Origin of the sequence: Aestuariimicrobium soli (genome assembly GCF_051192575.1) — a bacterium.
Taxonomy (GTDB): Bacteria; Actinomycetota; Actinomycetes; order Propionibacteriales; family Propionibacteriaceae; genus Aestuariimicrobium; species Aestuariimicrobium soli.
The window spans coordinates 64,287-86,398 of sequence record NZ_JBPJSQ010000011.1 but is presented as its reverse complement, the minus strand read 5'-3'; the positions used below and the strand labels follow the sequence as shown (position 1 = coordinate 86,398).

General features: G+C 70.0%; 20 protein-coding genes. 8 read left to right on the top strand and 12 right to left on the bottom strand.

Going from position 1 to position 22,112, the window contains the following annotated elements; all coding sequences use genetic code 11:
* Entirely contained in the window at window positions 1-381 is a 381-nt protein-coding gene (locus ACSDQ9_RS12560) for a PAS domain-containing protein (RefSeq protein WP_435147528.1), read from the top strand.
* Between the two features lie 11 nt (window positions 382-392).
* Here ACSDQ9_RS12560 and ACSDQ9_RS12555 read toward each other — a convergent pair whose 3' ends face one another.
* Window positions 393-953: a hypothetical protein gene (locus ACSDQ9_RS12555; protein WP_435147527.1), complete on the bottom strand. Its 561-nt coding sequence runs from the start codon at window positions 951-953 to the stop codon at window positions 393-395.
* Window positions 954-992: 39 nt separating this feature from the next.
* Between ACSDQ9_RS12555 and purU the strand changes: the two genes are divergently transcribed.
* A complete protein-coding gene (purU, locus tag ACSDQ9_RS12550) occupies window positions 993-1,850 on the top strand; it encodes a formyltetrahydrofolate deformylase (protein ID WP_435147525.1) in 858 nt (285 codons plus the stop codon).
* Window positions 1,851-2,059: 209 nt separating this feature from the next.
* Here the strand turns inward: purU and ACSDQ9_RS12545 are convergent, their stop codons facing one another.
* The 6 genes from ACSDQ9_RS12545 to ACSDQ9_RS12520 form a co-directional block, all read right to left on the bottom strand.
* On the bottom strand, window positions 2,060-3,316 hold the full coding sequence (locus tag ACSDQ9_RS12545) for a histidine phosphatase family protein (protein ID WP_435147524.1): 1,257 nt from the start codon (window positions 3,314-3,316) through the stop codon (window positions 2,060-2,062).
* Window positions 3,317-3,474: 158 nt separating this feature from the next.
* Entirely contained in the window at window positions 3,475-4,464 is a 990-nt protein-coding gene (locus ACSDQ9_RS12540; RefSeq protein WP_435147522.1) for a malate dehydrogenase, read from the bottom strand.
* Window positions 4,465-4,542: 78 nt separating this feature from the next.
* Entirely contained in the window at window positions 4,543-4,881 is a 339-nt protein-coding gene (locus ACSDQ9_RS12535) for a DUF3017 domain-containing protein (RefSeq protein WP_435147520.1), read from the bottom strand.
* A 7-nt stretch (window positions 4,882-4,888) separates the two neighbouring features.
* On the bottom strand, window positions 4,889-6,448 hold the full coding sequence (purH, locus tag ACSDQ9_RS12530) for a bifunctional phosphoribosylaminoimidazolecarboxamide formyltransferase/IMP cyclohydrolase (RefSeq protein WP_435147519.1): 1,560 nt from the start codon (window positions 6,446-6,448) through the stop codon (window positions 4,889-4,891).
* Complete coding sequence (gene purN, locus ACSDQ9_RS12525; RefSeq protein ID WP_435147517.1) at window positions 6,448-7,101, bottom strand: phosphoribosylglycinamide formyltransferase; 654 nt, start codon at window positions 7,099-7,101, stop codon at window positions 6,448-6,450. Before purN ends, purH begins: the two co-directional genes overlap by 1 nt.
* Before the next feature lie 43 nt (window positions 7,102-7,144).
* Window positions 7,145-8,416, bottom strand: a complete 1,272-nt coding sequence (locus ACSDQ9_RS12520) for a cell division protein PerM (protein WP_435147515.1) — start codon at window positions 8,414-8,416, stop codon at window positions 7,145-7,147.
* Between the two features lie 249 nt (window positions 8,417-8,665).
* Here ACSDQ9_RS12520 and ACSDQ9_RS12515 point away from each other — a divergent pair, with 249 nt between their 5' ends.
* Complete coding sequence (locus tag ACSDQ9_RS12515) at window positions 8,666-10,315, top strand: hypothetical protein (protein ID WP_435147514.1); 1,650 nt, start codon at window positions 8,666-8,668, stop codon at window positions 10,313-10,315.
* A gap of 27 nt (window positions 10,316-10,342) precedes the next feature.
* Here ACSDQ9_RS12515 and sucD read toward each other — a convergent pair whose 3' ends face one another.
* Window positions 10,343-11,233, bottom strand: a complete 891-nt coding sequence (gene sucD, locus ACSDQ9_RS12510) for a succinate--CoA ligase subunit alpha (protein ID WP_435147512.1) — start codon at window positions 11,231-11,233, stop codon at window positions 10,343-10,345.
* A 3-nt stretch (window positions 11,234-11,236) separates the two neighbouring features.
* Window positions 11,237-12,445 carry an ADP-forming succinate--CoA ligase subunit beta gene (gene sucC, locus ACSDQ9_RS12505; protein WP_435147510.1) on the bottom strand — a complete coding sequence of 403 codons (1,209 nt, stop codon included), beginning with the start codon at window positions 12,443-12,445 and terminating at the stop codon, window positions 11,237-11,239.
* A 340-nt stretch (window positions 12,446-12,785) separates the two neighbouring features.
* Here sucC and ACSDQ9_RS12500 point away from each other — a divergent pair, with 340 nt between their 5' ends.
* Window positions 12,786-13,871 carry a M23 family metallopeptidase gene (locus ACSDQ9_RS12500; protein ID WP_435147508.1) on the top strand — a complete coding sequence of 362 codons (1,086 nt, stop codon included), beginning with the start codon at window positions 12,786-12,788 and terminating at the stop codon, window positions 13,869-13,871.
* A 39-nt stretch (window positions 13,872-13,910) separates the two neighbouring features.
* Here ACSDQ9_RS12500 and ACSDQ9_RS12495 read toward each other — a convergent pair whose 3' ends face one another.
* The gene (locus tag ACSDQ9_RS12495) at window positions 13,911-16,469 is read right to left on the bottom strand and encodes a UvrD-helicase domain-containing protein (RefSeq protein WP_435147506.1); all 2,559 of its coding nucleotides are present in this window, start codon (window positions 16,467-16,469) and stop codon (window positions 13,911-13,913) included.
* Window positions 16,470-16,510: 41 nt separating this feature from the next.
* Here ACSDQ9_RS12495 and ACSDQ9_RS12490 point away from each other — a divergent pair, with 41 nt between their 5' ends.
* Complete coding sequence (locus ACSDQ9_RS12490; RefSeq protein WP_435147504.1) at window positions 16,511-17,758, top strand: phospholipase D-like domain-containing protein; 1,248 nt, start codon at window positions 16,511-16,513, stop codon at window positions 17,756-17,758.
* A gap of 121 nt (window positions 17,759-17,879) precedes the next feature.
* Window positions 17,880-18,149 carry a GlsB/YeaQ/YmgE family stress response membrane protein gene (locus ACSDQ9_RS12485; protein ID WP_435147502.1) on the top strand — a complete coding sequence of 90 codons (270 nt, stop codon included), beginning with the start codon at window positions 17,880-17,882 and terminating at the stop codon, window positions 18,147-18,149.
* Between the two features lie 96 nt (window positions 18,150-18,245).
* On the opposite strand, the gene ACSDQ9_RS12480 is transcribed toward ACSDQ9_RS12485, so the two are convergent.
* Window positions 18,246-18,881, bottom strand: a complete 636-nt coding sequence (locus ACSDQ9_RS12480) for a LuxR C-terminal-related transcriptional regulator (RefSeq protein ID WP_435147873.1) — start codon at window positions 18,879-18,881, stop codon at window positions 18,246-18,248.
* Window positions 18,882-18,997: 116 nt separating this feature from the next.
* Window positions 18,998-20,341, bottom strand: coding sequence for an ATP-binding protein (locus ACSDQ9_RS12475; RefSeq protein WP_435147500.1), 1,344 nt, complete (start codon window positions 20,339-20,341; stop codon window positions 18,998-19,000).
* Window positions 20,342-20,457: 116 nt separating this feature from the next.
* Between ACSDQ9_RS12475 and ACSDQ9_RS12470 the strand changes: the two genes are divergently transcribed.
* Entirely contained in the window at window positions 20,458-21,870 is a 1,413-nt protein-coding gene (locus ACSDQ9_RS12470; protein ID WP_435147498.1) for a PspC domain-containing protein, read from the top strand.
* A complete protein-coding gene (locus ACSDQ9_RS12465; protein ID WP_435147496.1) occupies window positions 21,867-22,070 on the top strand; it encodes a hypothetical protein in 204 nt (67 codons plus the stop codon). The genes ACSDQ9_RS12470 and ACSDQ9_RS12465 overlap by 4 nt, the downstream gene beginning before the upstream one ends.
* Window positions 22,071-22,112 lie beyond the last annotated feature (42 nt).

The window sequence follows — 22,112 nt, the reverse complement described above, 5'->3', positions numbered from 1 at the left end:
ATGACTGATCCCGTGGCCGACCTCGAGGCCCGCATCATCGATCAGGCCGGCGATGCCGTCATCGCCATCGACCGGTCGGGCGACATCACCCACTGGAACCAGCACGCGTCACGGCTGTTCGGCTGGACCATCGACGAGGTGCGTGGCTCCTCGATCGAGCTGATGATTCCCGAGAAGCTGCGTGGGCCGCACTGGCACGGTTTCGACGCAGCCATGGCCGCCGGACACCTCTCCTCCGACGGTGCCGCCCGACGCACCAAGGCGCTCACGAAGGGCGGCGACCCCGTCTACGTCGAGATGACCTTCGCGGTGCTGACGGACGAGGCCGGGCAGGCGGTCGGGGCGATCGCGGTGGCCAGGCAGGCCCCGCCCCGAAGCTGAGGGACGGTGTCTCAGCCGGCGTTGACCCAGACGGCGTCGGCCTTCGTCCAGGGCGACGTGCGGACGAACCACTCGTCCTCGATCGGCGCCCACGTTCCCGACCAGCAGGCGTGCCGGTCCGGATCGCGCCGGCGGGCCCGATCGTTGCGCACGGGCGCGGGCGCGGCCAGCCACAACAACCTGTCCCAGGTCACCCCGGCCGGTGGTTCGGAGGCGCCGATCCCCTCGACCAGTAACCGTCGTCCGGCCGCGAGCTCGACCCACTCGGTCGGCACCGGGCTCGTCCAGTGATGACGCTGGTAGCGCACCGGCTCACCGGCTCGCACGGGTGCGTACACCTGCCGGACGAAGCGGTCGCGTTCCCAGCCGACGGCGCCGGGGCGGGTGAAGTCGTCGAGGGTGACGACGTCGATGTCGGCCACGTCCGAGGCAGCCAGTTCGGCAGCGACCAGGGCGGCGAGGGTCGAGGTGCCGCTGGCCCCGAGTCCGTCGATCGCGACCACCCGGGCACCGTCGTCGAACCAACCGCGGACGAGGTCGACGGCACCGGCGAGAGCGCGGGGGGCGGGCATGGCTCGCACCCTACAGTGGGCGGCCCTACAGTGGTCGGCATGCCTGACGCCACGCTCCACCACTGGGTGCTCACCTTCTCGTGCGTCGACCGCCCGGGCATCGTGCACGCGGTCTCGGGAGCCTGCGTGGCCGCGGGAGGCAACATCACCGAACTGCAGCAGTTCTCGTCGACCGACACGGGCCACTTCTTCCTGCGGCTCGAGGTCGAGACGGCGCTCGACCACGAGGCGTTCGCCGCTCGGGTGGCGCCGGTGTCGAGCCAGTTCGACGCCGAGGTCGAGATCGTCGAACGCGGACGAAAGCTCCGCACCCTGGTGCTGGCCACGAAGGCCGGTCACTGCCTCAACGACCTGCTCTTCCGGGAGCGATCGGGGCAACTGCCGATCGAGGTGCCGCTGGTGCTGGCCAACCACGACGACCTGCGTGAGCTGGCGGGTTTCTTCCGCGTGCCGTTCGAGTCGCACACGGTGACCGCTGACACCAAGGCTGCCTTCGAGCAGCGGGTGCGCGACGTGGTCGAGGCCGAGGGCATCGAGCTGGTGGTGCTCGCGCGCTACATGCAGATCCTGTCGCCCGAGCTGTGCGCCTTCCTCGAGGGGCGGGCCATCAACATCCACCACTCCTTCCTGCCCGGGTTCAAGGGCGCCAACCCGTACCGCCAGGCCCATGCCCGCGGCGTGAAGCTGATCGGAGCGACGGCCCACTTCGTCACCTCGGACCTCGACGAAGGGCCGATCATCGAGCAGAACGTGGTGCGCGTCGACCACACCCGATCGGTGCCGCAGTTGGTGGCCATCGGCCAGGACGAGGAGTCGCGCACCCTGACGAGTGCGGTGGGCCTGTTCGCTGAGCGGCGGGTCTTCCTCGACGGGAAGCGCACGGTCATCTTCCGCTGAGCGGGTCCTCGCCGCTCTCGCCAGTTCGCTCGGGCTTCTCCCACTCGAGCCTCCCCCACTCTGTCCTTCCCCCACTCTGTCCTTCCCCCACTCGGGCCTTCCTCCACTCGGGCCTGCCCCCACTCGGGCCTTCCCGCGCGTCATCGCCGCCACAACCCGCACGCGGGCGTCGGGAGAACTCATCAGCGGCAACCAAGCAGCGGGAACCCTCAGTCGCGGCCCATCTCGGTGCAGACGCAGACCTCGTTGCCGTCGGCATCGGCCAGGATCGTGAAGGCCGGCGGACGTCCGCCGACCACCGTTCCCCCCGCCGCCACGACGGCCGCGATCCGCGACTCGGCCTCGTCGGCGGCGACGGTCAGGTCGAGGTGAATCCGATTCCTCACCGGACGAGGCTCGTCCAGTTCTTGGAACCAGATGCTCGGCCCCAGCCGCAGTGGGTCGACGAGGGCCTCGCGGAACTCCTCGTACCCCGTGGCGGCCTGCCAGAACGGCTTGATCGCGGCCTCGTCCATGGTGTCGATGGCGATCTCCATCTCGCCGACCCGAGCTGGCTGGCGGGTGCCGCCGAGTTCTGCGGCCAGCACCTGCAGCCGAGCCGCCATCGCCGTGTCGCGGTGGGTGATGCCACCGGAGTCGTGACTGCCGACGGCCACGTGCACCCGGTCATAGCGCAGGCTGAGTTCGGGATGGTGGTCGACCTCGCCCGCGAACGCGGCCGCCCGGGCGACGAACTCGGTGGCGACACCGAAGCTGGCGAAGCGGAAGACCTGCTGCAGCCGACCCAACACCTGCGACCAGTCTGGGGCCAGCACCGACGCCTCGGCCTGGCTGAGCACAAGCGTGCCCGGCCGGTAGTCGTCGGGCGTCACGTGCGGTTCGCCGGAGTCCCAGGAAACGATCGCCCAGCCCGACTCGGGGTCGCCCTCGAGGGTGACGACCGCGGTGTTCCCGAGCCGGCGCCCGTCACCGTCCCCGCTGGTGGGGCCCTGGGCACGCGCCGCCAGCCAGGTGCCGAGGGCGGCGGCATGGCTGACCGCCACCGCCTCCGCGTGGCCGGCCGCGGCGATGCGGGCGATGGCCTCGTCAAAGCGTCCGATGAAGGTGGTGCCGTCCTCGCCACCCGGACGAGCCGCCGCCAGGTCACCCTTGCCCCACGTGGCGATCACCTGCATGTAGGTGCCGTAGCCGGGCCACATCTCCAGGTCGCCGGCCTTGATCTCGGCCAACCCGTCGAGCACCACCGGCTCGAGGCCCAGACGCTCGGCCAGGGGTGCGGCGGTCTGCTGCGTGCGCACGATCGGCGACACGTAGATGGCCTCGATGGCCGCGTCCCCCAGCTTGTCAGCGAGCGCGCTGGCCTGCTCCCGCCCCCGGTCATCGAGGTCGTGACCGGGCACGGTGGTGTCGAGCAGATGGTGCACGTTGGCGGCCGTGCGGCCATGCCTGATCAGGTGGAGGCGCATGCCGCCAATCTATCCGGGCCAGTCTCGCCGGGGCGAACATGCGTTTGCCTCCCGAACGAGCATTTGCCCATGTTGCAACGTGGGCAGATGCCTGTTCGAGAGGCAAACGCGTATGAGCGGCAGATGCGGGACGAGGCCCGAGCCGCGCCAGGCAGGACTCAGATCAGGCCGAGACCCTTGACCGCGTCGCGCTCCTCGACCAGCTCGGCCACCGAGGCGTCGATCTTGCCGCGGCTGAACTCGTTGATCTCGAGACCCTGGACGATCTGGTACTCACCACCGACCACGGTGCAGGGGAACGAGCTGATCAGACCCTCGGGCACCCCGTAGGAACCGTCGGACGGCACCGACATCGACACCCAGTCACCGTCGGGGGTGCCCAGCACCCAGTCGCGCATGTGCTCGACGGTGGCGTTGGCGGCCGAGGCTGCCGACGACAGCCCGCGGGCCTCGATGATCGCGGCCCCACGCTTCGACACGGTGGGAATGAAGTCCTTCTCGATCCAGGCCTGGTCGTTGATCTCGTCGGCGGCGATCTTGCCGTTGACGAGCGTGTTGAACAGGTCGGGGTACTGCGTCGACGAGTGGTTGCCCCAGATGGTCATGTGGCGAATGTCGTCGGGGCTGACCTCGAGCTTGGTGGCCAGCTGCGCCTTGGCCCGGTTGTGGTCGAGGCGGGTGAGGGCGTTGAAACGCTCACGGGGAATGTCGGGGGCGTTGGTCATGGCGATCAGCGCATTGGTGTTCGCCGGGTTGCCGGTCACCAGCACCTTGATGTCGGCGGCGGCCGCCTCGTTCAGGGCCTTGCCCTGAGCGGTGAAGATGGCACCGTTGGCGCTCAGCAGGTCGGAGCGCTCCATGCCTGCCTTGCGGGGCATGGCGCCGACGAGCATCGCCAGGTTGACGCCGTCGAAGACCTTCTTGGGGTCGTCCCCGATCTCGATGTTGGTGACGTTGCCGAACGCGCAGTCGTCGAGCTCCATGACGACACCCTCGAGCGCCTTCAGCGCGGGGGTGACCTCGAGCAGACGCAACTCGATCGGAACGTCGGGGCCCAGCAGGGCTCCGCTCGCGATCCGGAACAGCAGGCTGTAGCAGATCTGGCCGGCTGCGCCGGTGACGGCTACCTTCACGGGGGTGGTGCTCACGATGTCGTCCTCTTTCCACGAATGGTCACCACCGACACTATCGGGTCGCGAACCGCCCCGCGCCAGCGGGCCACCCCCTCAGGGCACGCGTGGGGACGACGGTGGCACCAGCATGGTCAGAGCCCACATCGCGCCACCGCACAACAGCAGCAGCACGGTGTCGAGCCAGCGCGCGCGCACCGCCAGCAGCCCCACCGTCTTGGCGGGCAGGACCGCCCGCAGCAGGCCCCCCAGCACCACCGCGCAGCCGAGCGCGAAGGCGCCCTTGCGCCAGTGGCCGGTGGCGACGATGCCGAACGCCGCCGCCAGGGCCGCCAGCACCACCAGCAGCGGCCACTGGTTGATGCCGCGCGCCGAGGCGGCGGCCGCCAACCGGAACCGCCGCCGCTCCTCGGCCTTCTGCTCCGACTCGTCCACGGATCGCTCAGTGGAAGAAGTGCCGGGTGCCCGTGAAGTACATGGTCACGCCCGCGGCCTTGGCGGCCTCGATGGTCTCGGCATCACGCACCGACCCACCGGGCTGCACGATCGCCTTGACACCGGCGTCGAACAGGATCTGCGGCCCGTCCGAGAAGGGGAAGAAGGCATCGGACGCCGCGACCGAGCCGGCGGCCCGGTCACCGGCGCGCTCCACGGCGAGCCGGCAGGAGTCGACCCGGTTCACCTGGCCCATGCCGACCCCGACCGAGGCCCCGTCGGAGGCGAGCAGGATCGCGTTGGACTTGACCGCCCGGCAGGCGCGCCAGGCGAACTCCAGGTCGGCGAGGGTGGCGTCGTCCGCGGCCTCGCCCGCCACCAACTGCCAGTTCTCGGTGGAGTCGCCGGGGGCGTCGATGCGGTCGGGCTGCTGCAGCAGGGCCCCACCCGAGATCGGGTGCAACTGGCGTTCGCGGTGGGTGTAGGGCGGGGCGACCAGCAGGCGCACGTTCTTCTTGGCCTGCAGGATCTCGAGCGCACCCTCGTCGTAGCCGGGGGCGATCACCACCTCGGTGAAGATCTCGGCAACCTGGCGGGCCAGCTCGACCGAGACCGGTCGGTTGGTGGCGATCACACCGCCGAAGGCCGACACCGGATCGCACTCGTGGGCCTTGCGGTGGGCGTCGGCGACGTCGGCGCCCACGGCGATGCCGCACGGGTTGGCGTGCTTGATGATGGCGACGGCCGGCTGGTCGAAGTCGTGGGCGGCCCGGTAGGCGGCATCACCGTCGGTGTAGTTGTTGTAGCTCATCTCCTTGCCGTGCAGCTGCTCGGCCTGGGTGATCCCCGCCGGGCCCGCCGGGTAGGAGTACAGGGCGGCCGCCTGGTGGGAGTTCTCGCCGTAGCGCAGCGTGCCCAGCTTGTGCCAGGCCCCACCGATGAAAGCCGGGAACCCGTCACCCTCGCTGGAATCGGTGAGCACCGACCCCATCCACGAGGCCACGGCGAGGTCGTACTCGGCGGTGTGCCGGAAGGCCTGGGCCGCCAGACGCTTGCGCTCGTCCAACGTGAACCCACCCGACGACAGCGCCTCGGTCACCTGGGTGTAGGCCGACGGCGAGGTCACGATGGCCACGCTCGGGTGGTTCTTGGCGGCGGCGCGCACCATCGAGGGGCCGCCGATGTCGATCTGCTCGACGCACTCGTCCTGGGTGGCACCCGAGGCGACGGTCTGGGTGAACGGGTAGAGGTTGACCACCACCAGGTCGAACGGCGCCACCCCCAACTCGTCGAGTTGGGCGCGGTGCGACTCGAGGCGACGGTCGGCGAGGATGCCGGCGTGCACCTTCGGGTGCAGCGTCTTCACCCGGCCGTCGAGGCACTCGGGGAAACCGGTGAGCTGCTCCACGGGGGTGACGTCGACGCCGGCGGCCTGCAGGGTCTTGGCGGTCGAGCCGGTCGAGACGATCTCGACGCCAGCGGCGGCCAGCGCGGTGCCCAGGTCGGTGAGCCCGGTCTTGTCGTAGACCGAGATCAGGGCTCGCTTGAGGGGCAGACGGTCGTTCATCAGTTCTCCTGGGCTGGGGTGGAGGGGTTCTGGGTCGTGGTCGACTCGGGGGTGCTGGCGACCTGCGCGGCGGCCAGCTCGTCGACAACGCGGACGAGCAGGTCTCGCTCGACCACCTTGATGCGTTCGTGCAGCGTCTCGACGGTGTCGTCGGGCAGCACCGGCACGGCCCCCTGGGCGAGAATGCGGCCGGTGTCGACACCCGCGTCGACCATGAAGACCGTGGCGCCGGCGATCTTGACGCCGTGGGCCAGGGCGTCGCGTGGGCCGTGCATGCCGGGGAAGGAGGGCAGCAGCGCTGGGTGGGTGTTGATCATCCGGCCGCCGAACCGGGCCAGGAAGTGATCCCCCACCAGCTTCATGAAGCCGGCGCTGACCACCAGGTCGGGCCGGTGGGCCGCCACCAGCTCGGTCAGCTCGGCATCCCAGACGGCCCGGTCGGACCCCTTCGTCCACGGGTGCGCGAAGGTGGGAATGCCGGCCCGTTCGGCGCGGGCGAGACCCTCGATGCCCGCGCGGTCGGCGCCGACCGCCACGATGGTGGCCGAGGCGTTGCTGCCCGCGACGTTGCTGTTCGAGGTGGCCAGATGGTCGATCAGGCTCTGCAGCAGGGTGCCGCTGCCCGACACCAGCACCACCACTCGACAGGTCACCCGATCACCCTAGCGGCCCGCGCGGGGGTGCAACCGTGGCCGCTCACGCCCGCTCGACCTCGATGCCGTCGGTGAGCGAGTCGTCCGGTCGGCGCAGCAGACCCACCGCGAAACCGGTGAGCACGCCGGCCAGCCCCATCAGCGTGGGTGACATCACGAACAACTGGGTGATCCTGGGGCCCAGGCCCGCGAGCCGGTTGCTGCCCAGATCACCGCCGGCCAACCAGCCGAGCGCCACCATCACCCCACCGGCGACGACCCCGGCCAGGCCACCCACGAGGGCGGTCTCGTCGAAGCGGGCGCGCGGGCGGGCCCGCAGGATGACCAGGGCGGCCAGCGCACCGGCGAGCACACCCGACAGCAGCCACCACCACGACTGCGCCGGGCCGGGGCCGGCCGCCGGAACCGCACCCAGCACCGGAATGCCGGGCAGCATGCCAGTCTGGTTGGCGGCGGGGCTCACCACCGATCCGTCGCCCAACGTGAAACCGGCGCCCAGCGCCCACGACGCCATCCAGATCACCAGGTTCGGCAGCCACAGCAGTTGCAGCACCAGCAGCAGGATGCCGCCGACGGTGCCGGCCTCCAGCGCGCGGTGCAGGGCCTCGACCTGGTCGCGTCGGCGCAGGAGTTGGACGAACAGCGCCGCCGCCCCGCAGGCGGTCATGGTGAGCACGGCCACGCCCACCGCGCGCGGCACGGCCCGCGCCCACAGTGGCAGGTCGAGCAGGGGATGCCATTCGCAGGCGCGCGCTCCCCCGACCAGACTGGCGGCACCCATCACCAGCACCGATCCGATCAGGGCCCGCGCCGGCTGCTGGCCGCTGGAGACCAGGCCCGCGGCCACCATCACGAGCACGACATGGGCGAGGGTGAACAGAGCAGCCGAGCGCGCCACGAGTCGTCCCCGTTGGCGCTGCGACAAGGTCTCGCCGTCACCCCGGCGCGCCTGCGCGGCGGCCCAGCCGCTCAACCACGACACCACCAGCGCGCCGAGTGCCGTCAGCCCGAGCGGGGTGAGCGAGAGCTCGACGTCGCCGACGCTGGCCGGGGCGAAGTAGCCCAGCAGCCAGAACCGCGTGGCCACGGTCAGCACGCTGCCCAGACCGATGTCGGGGGCGGCCGTCCAGCCGACCAGCACGACGCCGGTGACGACGACCCACAGGCTGAGTGCCGAGAGCAGGCCCGCTCCCACCGCCGCCAGCGGCCACCAGACGGTCAGCCGGGGGCGCTCGGCGCCCTGGGGAGCATCGGCGACCTCGACGTCGAAGCCCCGCTGCTTGCGCGAACGGCGACGGTTGTCGGACGATGCCACCAGAGATTGCCTTCCTCGAATCGGATCCTGAGGAACCCTCAGGTAAAGTGCCCAGTTGATGCGCGGGACACCTTCCGCGCCCGACGCCCCCACCTATGAGGTAAGTGAGTGACCGACGACAACTCGTTCGCACCCCGTCGGGGTGCCGAAGCCGCGAGTGCAGATGGCAACCACGGCGGGCCCGACGATACCCCAGCCACCCCGGGTCGCCGCACCAGAGCGGACGAGTCCTCGCGCGATCATGACCCGATGGCCGGCGACGCCCCGGTGAGTGCCGCCCCCGAGGTGCCGCACCACCACGCTGCCTTCATGCGCCCCGGAACGGCGCCCGTCACCGCCGGTGGCGCCAGCCTGACCGCCGGCGACGTGGGCACGGCCGACGAGGCCAGCCCCACGCAGGACGACCTGAGCGCCCGCACCGAGGGCACGGCCGACGCGCTGGCCTCCGCCGACGCGCTCACCAGGGGTTCCCACCTCGCGGACGAGGCCGTCTCCTCCCGGGCCGGCTTCGTCGAGCCCGCCACCCCCGCCACCCCAGAGCCCGCCGCCCCGGAATCCGCGACCCCCGACGATGACGACCACCTGGTCTCCGGACGACGCCACGGCTTCGGCCCGGGCCTCAAGCTGGTCGCGGCCGTCGCCGCACTGGCCGTGGCCGGCGGCGTCTTCTTCGGCGTGCGGGAGTTCACCCGTCGTCCGGCCGCCTCGACGACGGTCACGGCCAGCACCTCGGCCTCGTCCGCCACCCCCACCCCGAGCGCACCCCCGGCCCTGACGAGCGAGATGCTGCTGACGGCCGCCGACGCCACCAAGGCCTTGGGCGCGCAGGGCTGGCAGGAGACGAAGACGCTCGAGACCATTCCGGCCACCGCCCCCGGCATCACCTGCATGTCGAACCGGCAGGGCCTGCCGAACGCGACCATCACCCGGCAGCGCGGTCTGGTGAGCACCGCGACGACGAAGACGGCGATCCTGCAGCGCAGTGACGCCTACGCCGACGCCAAGCAGGCCCAGCAGGCCTACGACATCACCTACGCCGCGCTGGCGGCCTGCAACGACGTGCCCGCCTTCATCTCGTCGGCCGACTCGATCATGCACGCCGCCGACGAGTCGTTCTCGGTGACGGTGGCCTTCCAGGACGATCCGCTGCAGTACCACACGGTGATCATCGCCCGCACGGGCGTGACCGTGACCATGATCGACGGCGCCAACGACACCACCAAGCTCGAGACCCAGAAGCTGCTCGACGCCGTCACCCCGACCCTGACCCGCATCAGCGCGGCCAGCAAGGGGACGGCACCGGCCAGCCCGTCGGCCCGGGTGACCGCCGTTCCCTCGACCCCGATCCTGGGCTGGCTGGTCGAGTCCGACATTCCCCGCATCACCGCCGGGCAGGGCCGCTGGAACAGCACCGAACCCGCCAAGGTGACCACGCAGGGGTCGGGGTGCGAGAACATGACCCTGGCCACCGTCGCCGGGCCGGCCGACCGCAAGCAGCGTTCATACCTGCTCAATCAGGACGACGCCGCACCCGACCAGTTCGGCATCGACGAGGTGCTGCTCGGCTTCCGCGACGCGAAGTCGGCGACCGCCTTCGCCAAGAAGTTGACCGACAACATCGACGGCTGCGCCAAGCGCGAGTCCGACACCGCCAAGGTGACGGGCGGCACGGTGCTGTTCATCACGGGCCAGGACCGGGCACCGGTCAACGGCAAGGTGTGGCTCGTCGAGCAGGCCACCGGGGCGAACACCAAGGTGCTCTACCGGGTCGGTGTGAACGTCGCCGGCACCCGGGTGAGCTACACCATCTCGAAGGTCACCCCGTCGTTCGACTTCCCGGGTGACTCGTGGCGCCAGCTGAACGCCAGAGCCGGCCAGCGATCCACCCACACGAGGTGACGCCAGCCGGCTCCGGAGGGTCGGTGCTCAGCGCTTGAGACTGGTGAGGATCTCGCGCATCAGCGCGGCGGTCTCCGACGGGGTGCGGCCCACCTGCACGCCGGCGGCCTCGAGGGCCTCCTTCTTGGCCTGCGCGGTGCCCGCGGAACCCGACACGATGGCCCCGGCGTGGCCCATGGTCTTGCCCTCGGGCGCGGTGAAGCCGGCCACGTAGCCGACCACCGGCTTGGTGACGTGCTGCTTGATGAACTCGGCAGCCCGCTCCTCGGCGTCGCCACCGATCTCGCCGATCATCACGATCGCCTCGGTCTCGGGGTCGTCCTGGAAGGCACGCAGGCAGTCGATGTGCGTCGTGCCGACGATGGGGTCGCCGCCGATGCCGACGGCGGTCGAGAACCCGAAGTCACGCAGCTCGTACATCATCTGGTAGGTCAGGGTGCCCGACTTCGACACCAGCCCGATGGGCCCACTGCCGGAGATGTTGGCGGGAATGATGCCGGCGTTCGACTTCCCGGGCGAGATCACGCCGGGGCAGTTGGGGCCGATCAGGCGGGTCTTGCCCGACTCCTCGGCCGCGGCGAAGAACTCCGCGGTGTCACCGACGGGCACACCCTCGGTGATGCAGACCACCAGTTCCATCTCGGCGTCGATGGCCTCGAGCACGGCGGCCTTGGTGTGGGCGGCGGGCACGAAGATCACGCTGACATTGGAGTCGGTGGCCTGCTTGGCCTCGTGCACCGAGTTGAAGACGTTGACACCGTCCTCCTCGAAACGGATCGACTGACCGCCCTTGCCGGGGGTCACCCCCCCGACGATGCGCGAGCCCGACATGATCATGCGCTGGGTGTGCTTGCGACCCTCCGAGCCGGTCATGCCCTGGATGATGATCTTCGACTTCGAGTTGAGCAGGATCGACATGGATCAGGCCTCCTGGGTGGCAGCGGGGGTGGCGGACGACGAGGCGCTCGAGGCGAGCTCGGCGGCCTTGCGGGCGGCGTCGTCCATGGTGTCGACGACGGTGACCAGCGGGTGGGCGAACTCCTGCAGGATCTCGCGACCCACCTCGACGGCGTTGCCGTCCAAACGGACGACCAGCGGCTTCGAGGCCACCTCACCCAGCATCTGCATGGCATGCACGATGCCGTTGGCGACCTCGTTGCAGGCCGTGATGCCGCCAAAGACGTTCACGAAGACGCTCTTCACCTGCTCGTCGGCGAGGATGATCTCGAGGCCGTTGGCCATCACCTGCGCCGAGGCGCCGCCGCCGATGTCGAGGAAGTTGGCGGGCTTGGGCGATCCCGGCAGGTCCTTGCCGGCATTGGCGACCACGTCGAGGGTGCTCATCACCAGCCCGGCGCCGTTGCCGATCACGCCGACCGAACCGTCGAGTTTGACGTAGTTCAGGCCCTTCTCCTTGGCCTTCACCTCCAGCGGATCGGTGCGCGTCTCGTCCGCCAACTCGGCGTGGTGGGCATGGCGGAAGTCGGCGTTCTCGTCCAGCGTGACCTTGCCGTCGAGGGCGACGATGCGCCCGGCGCCGGTCTTCACCAGCGGGTTCACCTCGACCAGGGTGGCGTCCTCGGCCAGGTAGACCTCCCAGAGCTGCTTCAGCACGGGGGCGATGATGACGGCGTCGCGCACGCCGAACCCGGCGGTCTCCAGGATCTCGCCGGCCACCTGGTCGTCGATGCCGATGCGCGGGTCGACGGGCACCTTGGCCAGGGCCTCGGGACGCTCCTTGGCGAGGGTCTCGATGTCCATGCCGCCCTCGGAGGAGCACATGGCGAGGTAGCGGCGGTTGGCGCGATCGAGCAGCAGCGAGAAGTAGTACTCCTCGGCGATGTCGGCACCCTCGGCGATCATCACTTGGTGCACCGTGTGGCCATTGATGTCCATGCCGAGAATGGCGCGCGCGTGCTCGGCTGCCTCCTGCGGCGAGTGGGCCAGCTTGACGCCGCCGGCCTTGCCGCGGCCGCCGGTCTTCACCTGGGCCTTGACCACCACGACCGAGGTACCGAGCTGCTCGGCAGCGTGCTGGGCCTCCTCGGGGGTGGTGGCGACGATGCCGCGCAGCACGGGTACCCCGTGCGCCTCGAACATGTCCCGTGCCTGATACTCGAAGAGATCCACTCGTGTGCTTCTTCCCTGTCGTTGAGCTGTCGTTCGATCGGTCTCGTTGATCGGTCTCGTTGAACCGTGTCGTTGAGTGTGCGGTGTCGACGTGGGGCTCTCGACGGGAGGCTCCCGCGGCATCCGGCTCGAGCCTATCCACTCCGACGATCCTCAGGCGAGCCGCGGCCTCGCCGGCAACCCGGTTGCCACCCCTTCCTGAGAGAATTTGAAAGATTCCTGAGAAGTCCTTAAGCTGTCGGAGGTGGTTCCGTGGGTGCCGTGTCAGCGGCCGGACGAACCACCGCCACCCAGGCCGACGTCAGCCATGACGGGGCCAGTCGAGTCGAGGACGTGATCCGTGTCGAACCGTGACGCCAGCAGGGCCCTGCGCAACACCCGTGTGCTGCGGGCCACCAAGGCTCCCGTCGCCGAGTTCGAGTCCGACCGTGGCTCCCGCTCGTTCGTGCGCCCGATCGTGACCGGCCTGCTCAGCGGCGCCCTGGGTCTCGGGGTGGCCGTCGGCGTGATCACGACCGCCTCGGCCTCCGCCTCGGTGCAGGACCAGAGCTCGTCCATGGTTGACACCACGACCCCCGACAAGTCGTCGGCCAAGCCGATCGACAAGTCGAAGTCGGCCGAGCAGCAGGCCGTCGAGGCCGAGGTCGACACCCCGACCGGTCAGGACGACGGGGCCCTGCAGGCCTTCCAGCAGCGCGGCACCACCGTGAACCGCAACAGCGTGCGCGCCCAGCTGAGCGCCGAGCTGAACAGCACCAGCAACTCCGACCGCTCCGTGAACCTCGGCGAGACCAACGCCACCGTCACCGCCGCCCAGGCCGCGGCCCAGCAGAAGAAGCTGCAGGCCGAGATGGACAGCGACGTCGCCAAGGTCAAGAAGGAAGCTGCGCGCATCAAGGAAGAGAAGCGCAAGGCAGCCGAACTGCTCAAGCAGCAGCAGGAGGCCGCCAAGTTGTCCGGCATCGCCCTGCCCGACGGCCCCGTCGACCTCTCCACCCTCACCACCTCGGGCGGTGGCGCCCTGCCGCTGAAGCCCGGCACCTTCCGCCTCGGCGCGGGCTGGGGAGCCACCGGCTCCTGGGCTCGCTACCACACCGGTCAGGACTTCGGCGCCGCCTGCGGCACCCCCGTCTACGCGGCCGCCGCCGGCGTCGTCGGCAGCTCGGTCGGCGGCTGGGCCGGCAACGACCTGGTGCTGCACCACGCCAACGGCGGGTCGACCCTGTACGCCCACCTCTCCCGCCACGCGGTCAGCCAGGGCAGCGTCGTCAAGGCCGGTCAGTTGATCGGTTACGTCGGCAACACCGGACGATCCTTCGGCTGCCACCTGCACTTCGAGTACTACTCCCCCGGCACCACCCCCGGAGACGTCTACTCCACCGGCAACCCGCTGAACTTCCTGCGGGCCATGGGCATCGCCATCTGAGCCAGCTGCGTCACGCCTGCTGGGTCTACACCCGCTGGGTCACAGCTTCTCCATCGGGGCGTGCTTCAGCGCGAACCGCTTGATGCCGGTCGACCCGAAGTTCACGTCGGCCTTGGCCTGGTCACCCGCGCCCGAGGTGGCCACCACGGTTCCCATGCCGAACACCGAGTGCAGCACCCGGTCGCCGGGCTTCACGTTGAGCGCCACCTTCGCCCTGGCCGAGGCCGGGAGCACCCCTCGTCCGTTGCCGAACGAGACCCCCTCGCTGCCTCGCGATCCCTGGGAATCACGACCGCCGGACGACCACGAGGCCGTCGTCGCCAGTCGCGCCTGACGATTGCGCGTCGCCGACTGGGCACTCCACGAGGTCAGGGCCGCGTCGGTGCGCCGCCAATCCATCAGGCGAGCCGGAATCTCGTCCAGGAACCGTGAGGGCGGGTTGTAGGCCGGTGCCCCCCACGCGGTGCGCACGGCGGCACGCGACAGGTACAACCGCTTGCGGGCGCGCGTGATGCCCACGTAGGCGAGGCGGCGCTCCTCGGCGAGTTCATCGGTGTCGGTGAGGGCACGCATGTGCGGGAACACCCCGTCCTCGAGCCCGGCCAGGAAGACGGTGTCGAACTCGAGCCCCTTCGCGGTGTGCAGGGTCATCAGGGTGACCACGCCCGAGCCGGAGCCGTCGTCGGGAATCGAGTCGGAATCGGCCACCAGGGCGATCCGTTCGAGGAAGGCCGCCAGTGAGTCGTCCGCCTCGGGCATGCCCGCCGCCAGACCGGTGATCGGCTCCCCCTCGTCGTCCAGCGCCCCCTCGTCCAGAGGGTCGCCGTCGGTGATGTCGAGGGCGTTCGCGTTGACCACGAACTCCTGCGCGACCGCGACCAGTTCGACCAGGTTCTCCAGTCGCGTCTCGTCCTGCGGGTCGGACGAATGCTCCAGCTCGGCCAGGTAGCCCGACTCGGTGAGGATCGAGGTGAGGATCTCGTTGGCGGGCACGCCCTGGTCAACCATGGCGCGGTGGCGGGCCATCAGGTCGGCGAAGGCCTTCAGCTGGGTGCGCGACCGTGTGGCCAGGGAGTCGATCTCGTCGACGCGGTCGAGCGCCGCCCCGAAGGGGATCCGTTCCGCGACCGCCAGCGCCTCGACGGCCTGCTCGGCCTTGTCACCGATGCCCCGCTTGGGAACGTTCAGGATGCGTCGCACCGAGACGTCGTCGGCCGGGTTGGCCAGCGCGCGCAGGTAGGCGATGGCGTCGCGAATCTCGCGGCGCTCGTAGAACCGCACGCCACCGACGATCCGGTAGGGCACGCCGGTGCGGATGAAGACCTCCTCGAAGGCGCGGGACTGCGCATTCGTCCGGTAGAACACTGCCGTGTCGCCGTACCGGGAGTCGCCGGCGTCGGCCAGGGCGTCGACCTCGCCGGCCACGAAGTTGGCCTCGTCGTGCTCGGTGTCGGCGACGTAGCCGACGATCAACGCGCCATCGCCGGACTCGGCCCACAACTGCTTGTCGGGCCGTCCGTTGTTGTTGCGGATCACCGCGTTGGCCGCCGACAGCACGTTCTGGGTCGAGCGGTAGTTCTGCTCCAGCAGGATCGTCCGCGCGCCCGGGAAGTCGGAGTCGAAGTCGAGGATGTTGCGGATCGTGGCGCCCCGGAAGGCGTAGATCGACTGGTCGGAGTCGCCGACCACCATCAGCTCGGCCGGGTCGACGGGCACCGCGTCGAAGCCGGTCAGCTCGGCGTCGGTGAGGTCTCCGCACAACTGGCGGATGAGCTGGTACTGGGCGGTGTTCGTGTCCTGGTACTCGTCGACCAGCACGTGCCGGAACCGGCGGCGGTACTGCTCGCGCACGTCGGGGAAGGCCTGGAACAGGTGCACGGTGGTCATGATCAGGTCGTCGAAGTCGAGGGCCTCGGCGGCCTTGAGGCGACGCTGGTACTCGGCGTAGACCTCGGCGTTGACCTGCTCGTTCGATCCGCCGAAGTCGCGCAGCGCCCGCTCGAAGTCGACCAGGTCGTTCTTGCGGTTCGACACCCAGTTCATCATCGAACGCACGGGGTACTTCTTGGGGTCGAGGTCGAGGTCGCGCAGCACCAGCGACATCAGCCGCTTGGCGTCGGTGTCGTCGTAGATCGAGAACGTGCGTTTGTAGCCGAACTTGTCGATGTCGGCGCGCAGGATGCGCACACAGGCGGAGTGGAAGGTCGAGACCCACATCAGCTTCGCCCGCCCGCCGACCAACTCGATCACCCGGGAGCGCATCTCGGCGGCGGCCTTGTTGGTGAACGTGATCGCCAGGATCGAGCCGGGGTGCACGTCGCGCTGGCTCACCAACCAGGCGATCCGGCGGGTCAGCACCCGCGTCTTGCCCGACCCGGCGCCGGCCACCACCAGCACGGGCGATCCCTCGTGCAGCACGGCCTCGCGCTGCGGGGTGTTGAGCCCCTCGAGCAGTTCCTCGGGCTTGGGCCCCCGGCTGCCCCTCGGCTTGGCCGGCGGCTCGACGGAGTCGTCGACGAAGGTGGGCAGCGTGCCCTCCTCGAGGGGCGTGGGCTGGGAGTCGAGGAACGAGAACAGGTCGGGCAACTGGTCAGACATGGCTGTCCCAGAATAGTTGGCCATCCCCTAGGGTGGTGCGCATGTCGTGGGTCGCCAGAACCAGGAGAGTCGTGCACTGGGTGACCGGCATCACGGTCGGCGCCCAGGTGGCCACCATGCTGGGGCTCACGATCGCCGAGAGCGTGCGCCGCCGGCATCGCAAGCCCTACCGGTTCCCGACCACGCCCGCCGTCGCGGTCGATGCCGACGGCGACCAGATCACCGTCTACACCTACGGCGAGGACGTCTACGCCGACATGCTGGCGGCCATCGACGCCGCCGAGCACACGATTCACTTCGAGACCTTCATCTGGAAGGGCGACGAGGTCGGCACCCGCTTCAAGGAGGCCCTGGTGGCCGCCCACGAACGCGGCGTCGACGTCTACGTGGTCTACGACACGTTCGCCAACCTGGTCGTCAACCCCACCTTCTTCCGCTTCCCCCCGGGCCTGCACGTCGGTCGCCACCCCCTGATCGGCGGGTTGGTGCCGAGCCTGCGCAACTCCGGACGAGACCACCGCAAGCTCCTGGTGGTCGACTCGTCCGTGGCGTTCATCGGTGGTTACAACATCGGCTCGCTGTATGCCGACCGCTGGCGCGACACACACGCCAGGGTGACCGGCCCCGGGGTGGCTGAGATCGAGAACGCCTTCGTCGACTACTGGAACTCCGCCCCCGCCGGGCTGTTCGGCATGGGGCGCCGGCGGCCACGCCTGGAATCACCCCGTGAGCGCGTCTGGTCGGGCCCCATCGAGGTGCATCGCAACACCCCACGGATGGCCGTCTACCCGATTCGCAACATGTACCTCGAGGCGATCGACCGCGCCAACGACCGGGTCTGGCTGACGCACGCGTACCTGATTCCGGACGACGACCTGATCGCCGCCCTGCACGGTGCCTGCCTGCGGGGGGCCGACGTGCGCATCATCGTGCCGGCGAAGTCGAACCACGTGGTGGCCGACTGGCTGTCGCGGGGCTACTACGACGACTTGCTGGCCAAGGGCGTGCGGCTGTTCCTCTACCAGGGGGCGATGGTGCACGCGAAGACGGCGGTGATCGACTCGGTCTGGTCGACCATCGGCACCGCCAACCTCGACCGGCTGAGCATGCTCGGCAACTACGAGATCAACATGGAGATCGTCAGCCCCGAGGTGGCCTCCCGCCTCGAGGAGGTCTTCCACACCGACCTCGCCAATTGCGTGGAACTGAGCCGGGACGACTGGCGCCGCCGCGGACTGGTCACCAAGGCGACCGAGCAGTTGCTGGCGCCCTGGCGACCGTTCTTCTGAGCGTCCCACACAGTGGACACCTGTCTCACATCCCACCCCTGAGGGTGAAATCCGGCTGAAATGTGCCTGAGGAGCGGTTTGGTTGACGCATGAACCCTCGCGCCTCTGCTTGACTGAGCGCATGGGAATTCTCGGTTGGATCATTCTGGGCCTGCTCGCAGGCGCCATTGCCAAGGCCATCATGCCCGGCCGTCAGGGCGGCGGATGGATCGTCACGCTCATCCTCGGCGTCGTCGGCGCCATCCTGGGCGGTTTCATCGGGTCGGCACTGTTCAACAAGCCGATCAGCTCGTTCTGGAGCCTTTACACCTGGCTGATGGCCATCGTGGGTGCCCTCATCGTGCTCGTCATCTGGGGGTTCATCTCCCGCAAGGCCGGCCGCGCGGCCTGACGACACCCGTCACACAACACGACCTCCCGCTCATCGTGAGCGGGAGGTCGTTTCTTTGTGGGGGCCGATGCGTGGGCCAGCTCAGACAGGTCGGGCTCAGACCAGCTTGCGATCGGTGGCCCACTTGGTGAGCTGGTGGCGGTTGGACAATTGCAACTTGCGCAGCACGCTCGACACGTGGGTCTCGACGGTCTTGATCGAGATGAACAACTCGCGGGCGACCTCTTTGTAGGCGTACCCGCGGGCGATCAGCTTCATCACCTCGCGCTCGCGCTGCGAGAGCCGGTCGAGGTCCTCATCGATGCTGGCGATGTCGATGGCTCCCGAGAAGGCGTCCAGCACGAAGCCCGCCAGCCTCGGTGAGAAGACGGCGTCGCCGGTGGCCACTCGTCCGATGGCCTCGATCAATTCGGCCGACTCGATCGACTTGGTGACGTACCCGCGGGCGCCCGCGCGAATCACCCCGATCACGTCTTCGGCGGCGTCCGAGACCGACAGCGCCAGGAACTTCGGACGAGACGCCGGGTCTTCCCCCGCCTGGATCGACAACAGCTCACACTGCCGGATCACCTCGGCGCCACCGCCACCGGGCAGGTGCACGTCGAGCAGCACCACCACGGGGCGCACCCGGCGGATCACGGCCACCGACGAGTCGACGTCCTCCCCCTCGCCGATGACGCGGACGAGGTCGGGGGTGCGGGCCAACTCGTGGCGCACCCCGGCGCGGAACATCGCGTGGTCATCGACCAGCACCACCGGCACGGGTCCGCGGGGCTGGTCCGGCTGGGCGTCCTGCTGCTGATCGTCCTGCTGCTGGTGGCCCTGCTGCTGGTGGCCGGGGGTCTGGCTCATGTCTGCATCTCCAATGTGATGTCGGTTCCCTCACCGGGAGCGGACCGAATGGTCGCCCGCCCCCCGTGTCGTTCCATGCGGGCGATGATCGAGTTCCTCACACCCTGCCGGTCGTCGGCGACGTCGTCCATCGAGAAACCCCGACCACGATCGCGGACGAAGATCTCGACGGCACCCTCGCCCACCTCGGCGTAGACGTCGATCTTGGCGGCGGACGAATGCTTGGCCGCGTTCATCATGGCCTCGCGCGCGGCCTGCACCATGGCGCCCAGGTCGGTGGTGAGCTCGATGTCGCCGACGCAGATCACCTCGACCGGAACGCCGCGCTCGTCCTCGACCTCCTGGGCGGCCCGCGAGAGCGCCGCCTTCAGGTGGGTGTCGTCGGCGCCGCCGTCGCCGTAGAGCCAGCCGCGCAGCTCGCGCTCCTGGCGGCGGGCGAGGCTCGCCACGGCCTGGGCGTCGGTGGACTGGCGCTGGATCAGGGCCAGGGTCTGCAGCACCGAGTCGTGCAGGTGGGCGGCCATGTCGGCGCGGGCGTCGGCGAGCAGGCGCTGCTCGGTGGCCTCGTTCATGCGGCGCCTGGCCCGGTACAGCCAGGGCGCCGAGACCAGACCGATCCCGGCCACCACCAGCAGGTTGAGGGCGAGAATGGTCGGCAGGTTGGCGAAGCCGATCTGGTTGCCGACCACGATCGAGAAGGCGGCACTCAGCAGACTGATGCCGATGGCGATCCGGGCCCACGAGGCCCAGCCGCCGCCGGAGACCAGCGGCCGCAGCCACTTGCTGGTCTTGCGGTCGACGGTCGGTGCGGGGTCGTCCGCCTGTCGCCAGATCAGCGCCAGACCGACGGCCGCGATCGCCGTCGGCCAGAAGATCTGTTGCGGCAGCCCCAGCCCGAAGGCCTGCGTCAGCCAGGCCACCCCGACACCGCCCACCACCAGCGCGCTGATCACCCCGAAGTCGCGGGAGGTGACCTGACGTCGGGGCCGCTTGCCGGTGCGGGTGGCCGCTTCGAGCCCGGGGGCCTGCGCCTGCGCCGCGTCCTTGAGGCCGGGCAGCACCACCCAGAGCACGCCGTAGACCAGCACGCCCAGGAAGTTGAACATGGCCAGGGCGACGAAGGCACCGCGCACCAGCATGGGCGGCCAACCGAGGTGGGTCGCGATGCCGTGGGCGACGCCCGCCACCCAGGCACCGTCGCCGGCGCGCGTCACCCGCGGCGGCTCGAGCCGCGGCTCGGGTCGTGGTTCCGGGCGTGTCTCGGGCAGCTGCGCAGCAGCACCCGCTCCGGGCCCCGAGGGGTCGGCGCGCATGTCGCGGGAGGGCTGCACGGTCGTCATGATGCATCAAGACTCACACGCGCGCGCCCGGGAAGCCAGCCACCATGGTCGCAGCCATGGCCGACTCAGGGACGAACCTGATGATCGGCAGTCGACGACTTTGTCAGGATGGGGGGGTGACCGAAACGCCGACCACCGATCTGGTGCGCCACCCTCGCTCGAGCGAGGGTCAGCTCGCCGGCGTGTGCGCCGCGCTGGGTGAGCGCTGGCGGGTCGACCCCCTGCTGATCCGCACGGCGATGGTGCTCGCCACCCTGTCGGGCGGGGTCGGGGCCGTGATCTACGGCGTGTTGTGGTTGTTCATGCCCCCCGCCGATGGCGGCCGTTCCCGCATCGAGCAATGGTTGCCCGCGTGGCGCTCGTGGTCGACCGCCCGAGTCACGGTGCTGATCATCGTCGCCTCCGTCGTGATGCTGGCCCTGACCGCCGCCTTCACCCCCTTCGGCGTGGGTCCCCTGATCGTGCTCGGTCTGTTGGTGTTCATCGGACGACGCCACGTCGCCCATCAGCGCGCGGCCCAGCAGCCGACCCAGCTCCTGCCCCCGTCGGGGTACGCCACCCCGGCTCCCGGCATGCTGCCCCCCGCTCAGGGCTGGCGCCCCGCCCCGCCGCTCACCCGGGCACCGATCACCCAGACACCGATCACCCAGACACAGGGCGGTCGTCCTCAACCGATGGTCACCGGCGCTCCGGCCACCGAGTTCGGACAGGCCGTGCAGGCCTGGCAGTCGCGCCTGCAGCAGGTGCAACACGGTGGAACGCAGCGGCCCGGCGTGGCTCCGGCCGCCTTCGTGGGTCACGCCCCCCAGGGGCGCCCCCTGCCGGCGCCGGCACCCGCCCCGACCGCAACCCCGATGGCGGCGGCCGCCCCGGTGGCGACCCCCCTGCGGCGGCGTGGGCCTCGTCCGTCGTGGTGGGGCGGCTTGGTCACCGCGGGACTCGCGACCGGTGCGTTCCTGATCCTCGACCACACCGCTCCCGGACGACCGGTGCTCGCCCTGGGTGCCGCACTCGCGGTGATCGGGCTGGCCCTGGTGATTGGATCGGTGGTCGGTCGTCCGCGCCTGATGATCGCCGTGGGATTGATCGCTTCGCTGATGATGGCCCCCCTGTCGGTCTCGCCGGGCGACCGGCAGGGCCCGGGAGCGCAGTCGCTCAGCTGGTCCCAGGAGGCCGACCTGCATGACCTCTCGCTGGTCGGCCAGACCTGGAACGTCGACCTGACCGGTCTCACGCTCAGCGAGGACCGCACCGTGACCATCGACGCACGGTCGTCGGCGGTGTCGGTGAAGGTCTCCCCCGACCAGCCCGTCACCGTGATCTACACGAGCCGAGCAAGTGGCATGGTCGTCGACCACCAGGGCAGCGACCCCGGCGGAACGGGCGGATCGGGTGCCGGTTCGGGCAAGGTCGAGCGGGGAACCGTCGGCGACCACAGCGACACCGTCACCATGGGGCCGACCTCGGGCCCGCGCCTGACCCTGGTGATCCATCTGACCTGGTCGGCGGGGGCGGTGCACACCTCATGACGAACCGCCGCGATTCCACCCGCCGGCTCGACGTCTCGTCGCTGGTCTGGGGACTGCTCTTCCTGGGCATCGCCGCCACGGCGGTCTGGGTCGGTTCCGGCCACCGCCTCTCGTGGGAGGTCGTCCGCTGGGCGGCTCCCGCCTTCCTGATCTGTCTGGGGATTCTCGGAGTGGTCCTCAGTCGACGTCACCCCCGTTGACGCTCCGCCCGTCCCATCCATCCACCCACCCAGACCCACCAA

Bases quoted from the DNA above. Each gene is read 5' to 3' on its own strand.
- ACSDQ9_RS12515 (WP_435147514.1), top strand. From the start codon at position 8,666: ATGGCCGGCGACGCCCCGGTGAGTGCCGCCCCCGAGGTGCCGCACCAC.
- ACSDQ9_RS12560 (WP_435147528.1), top strand. From the start codon at position 1: ATGACTGATCCCGTGGCCGACCTCGAGGCCCGCATCATCGATCAGGCC.
- ACSDQ9_RS12465 (WP_435147496.1), top strand. From the start codon at position 21,867: ATGACGAACCGCCGCGATTCCACCCGCCGGCTCGACGTCTCGTCGCTG.
- ACSDQ9_RS12555 (WP_435147527.1), bottom strand. From the start codon at position 953: ATGCCCGCCCCCCGCGCTCTCGCCGGTGCCGTCGACCTCGTCCGCGGT.
- purU (WP_435147525.1), top strand. From the start codon at position 993: ATGCCTGACGCCACGCTCCACCACTGGGTGCTCACCTTCTCGTGCGTC.
- ACSDQ9_RS12485 (WP_435147502.1), top strand. From the start codon at position 17,880: ATGGGAATTCTCGGTTGGATCATTCTGGGCCTGCTCGCAGGCGCCATT.
- purH (WP_435147519.1), bottom strand. From the start codon at position 6,448: ATGAACGACCGTCTGCCCCTCAAGCGAGCCCTGATCTCGGTCTACGAC.
- ACSDQ9_RS12490 (WP_435147504.1), top strand. From the start codon at position 16,511: ATGTCGTGGGTCGCCAGAACCAGGAGAGTCGTGCACTGGGTGACCGGC.
- ACSDQ9_RS12545 (WP_435147524.1), bottom strand. From the start codon at position 3,316: ATGCGCCTCCACCTGATCAGGCATGGCCGCACGGCCGCCAACGTGCAC.
- ACSDQ9_RS12495 (WP_435147506.1), bottom strand. From the start codon at position 16,469: ATGTCTGACCAGTTGCCCGACCTGTTCTCGTTCCTCGACTCCCAGCCC.
- sucD (WP_435147512.1), bottom strand. From the start codon at position 11,233: ATGTCGATCCTGCTCAACTCGAAGTCGAAGATCATCATCCAGGGCATG.
- ACSDQ9_RS12480 (WP_435147873.1), bottom strand. From the start codon at position 18,881: ATGTTCCGCGCCGGGGTGCGCCACGAGTTGGCCCGCACCCCCGACCTC.
- ACSDQ9_RS12475 (WP_435147500.1), bottom strand. From the start codon at position 20,341: ATGACGACCGTGCAGCCCTCCCGCGACATGCGCGCCGACCCCTCGGGG.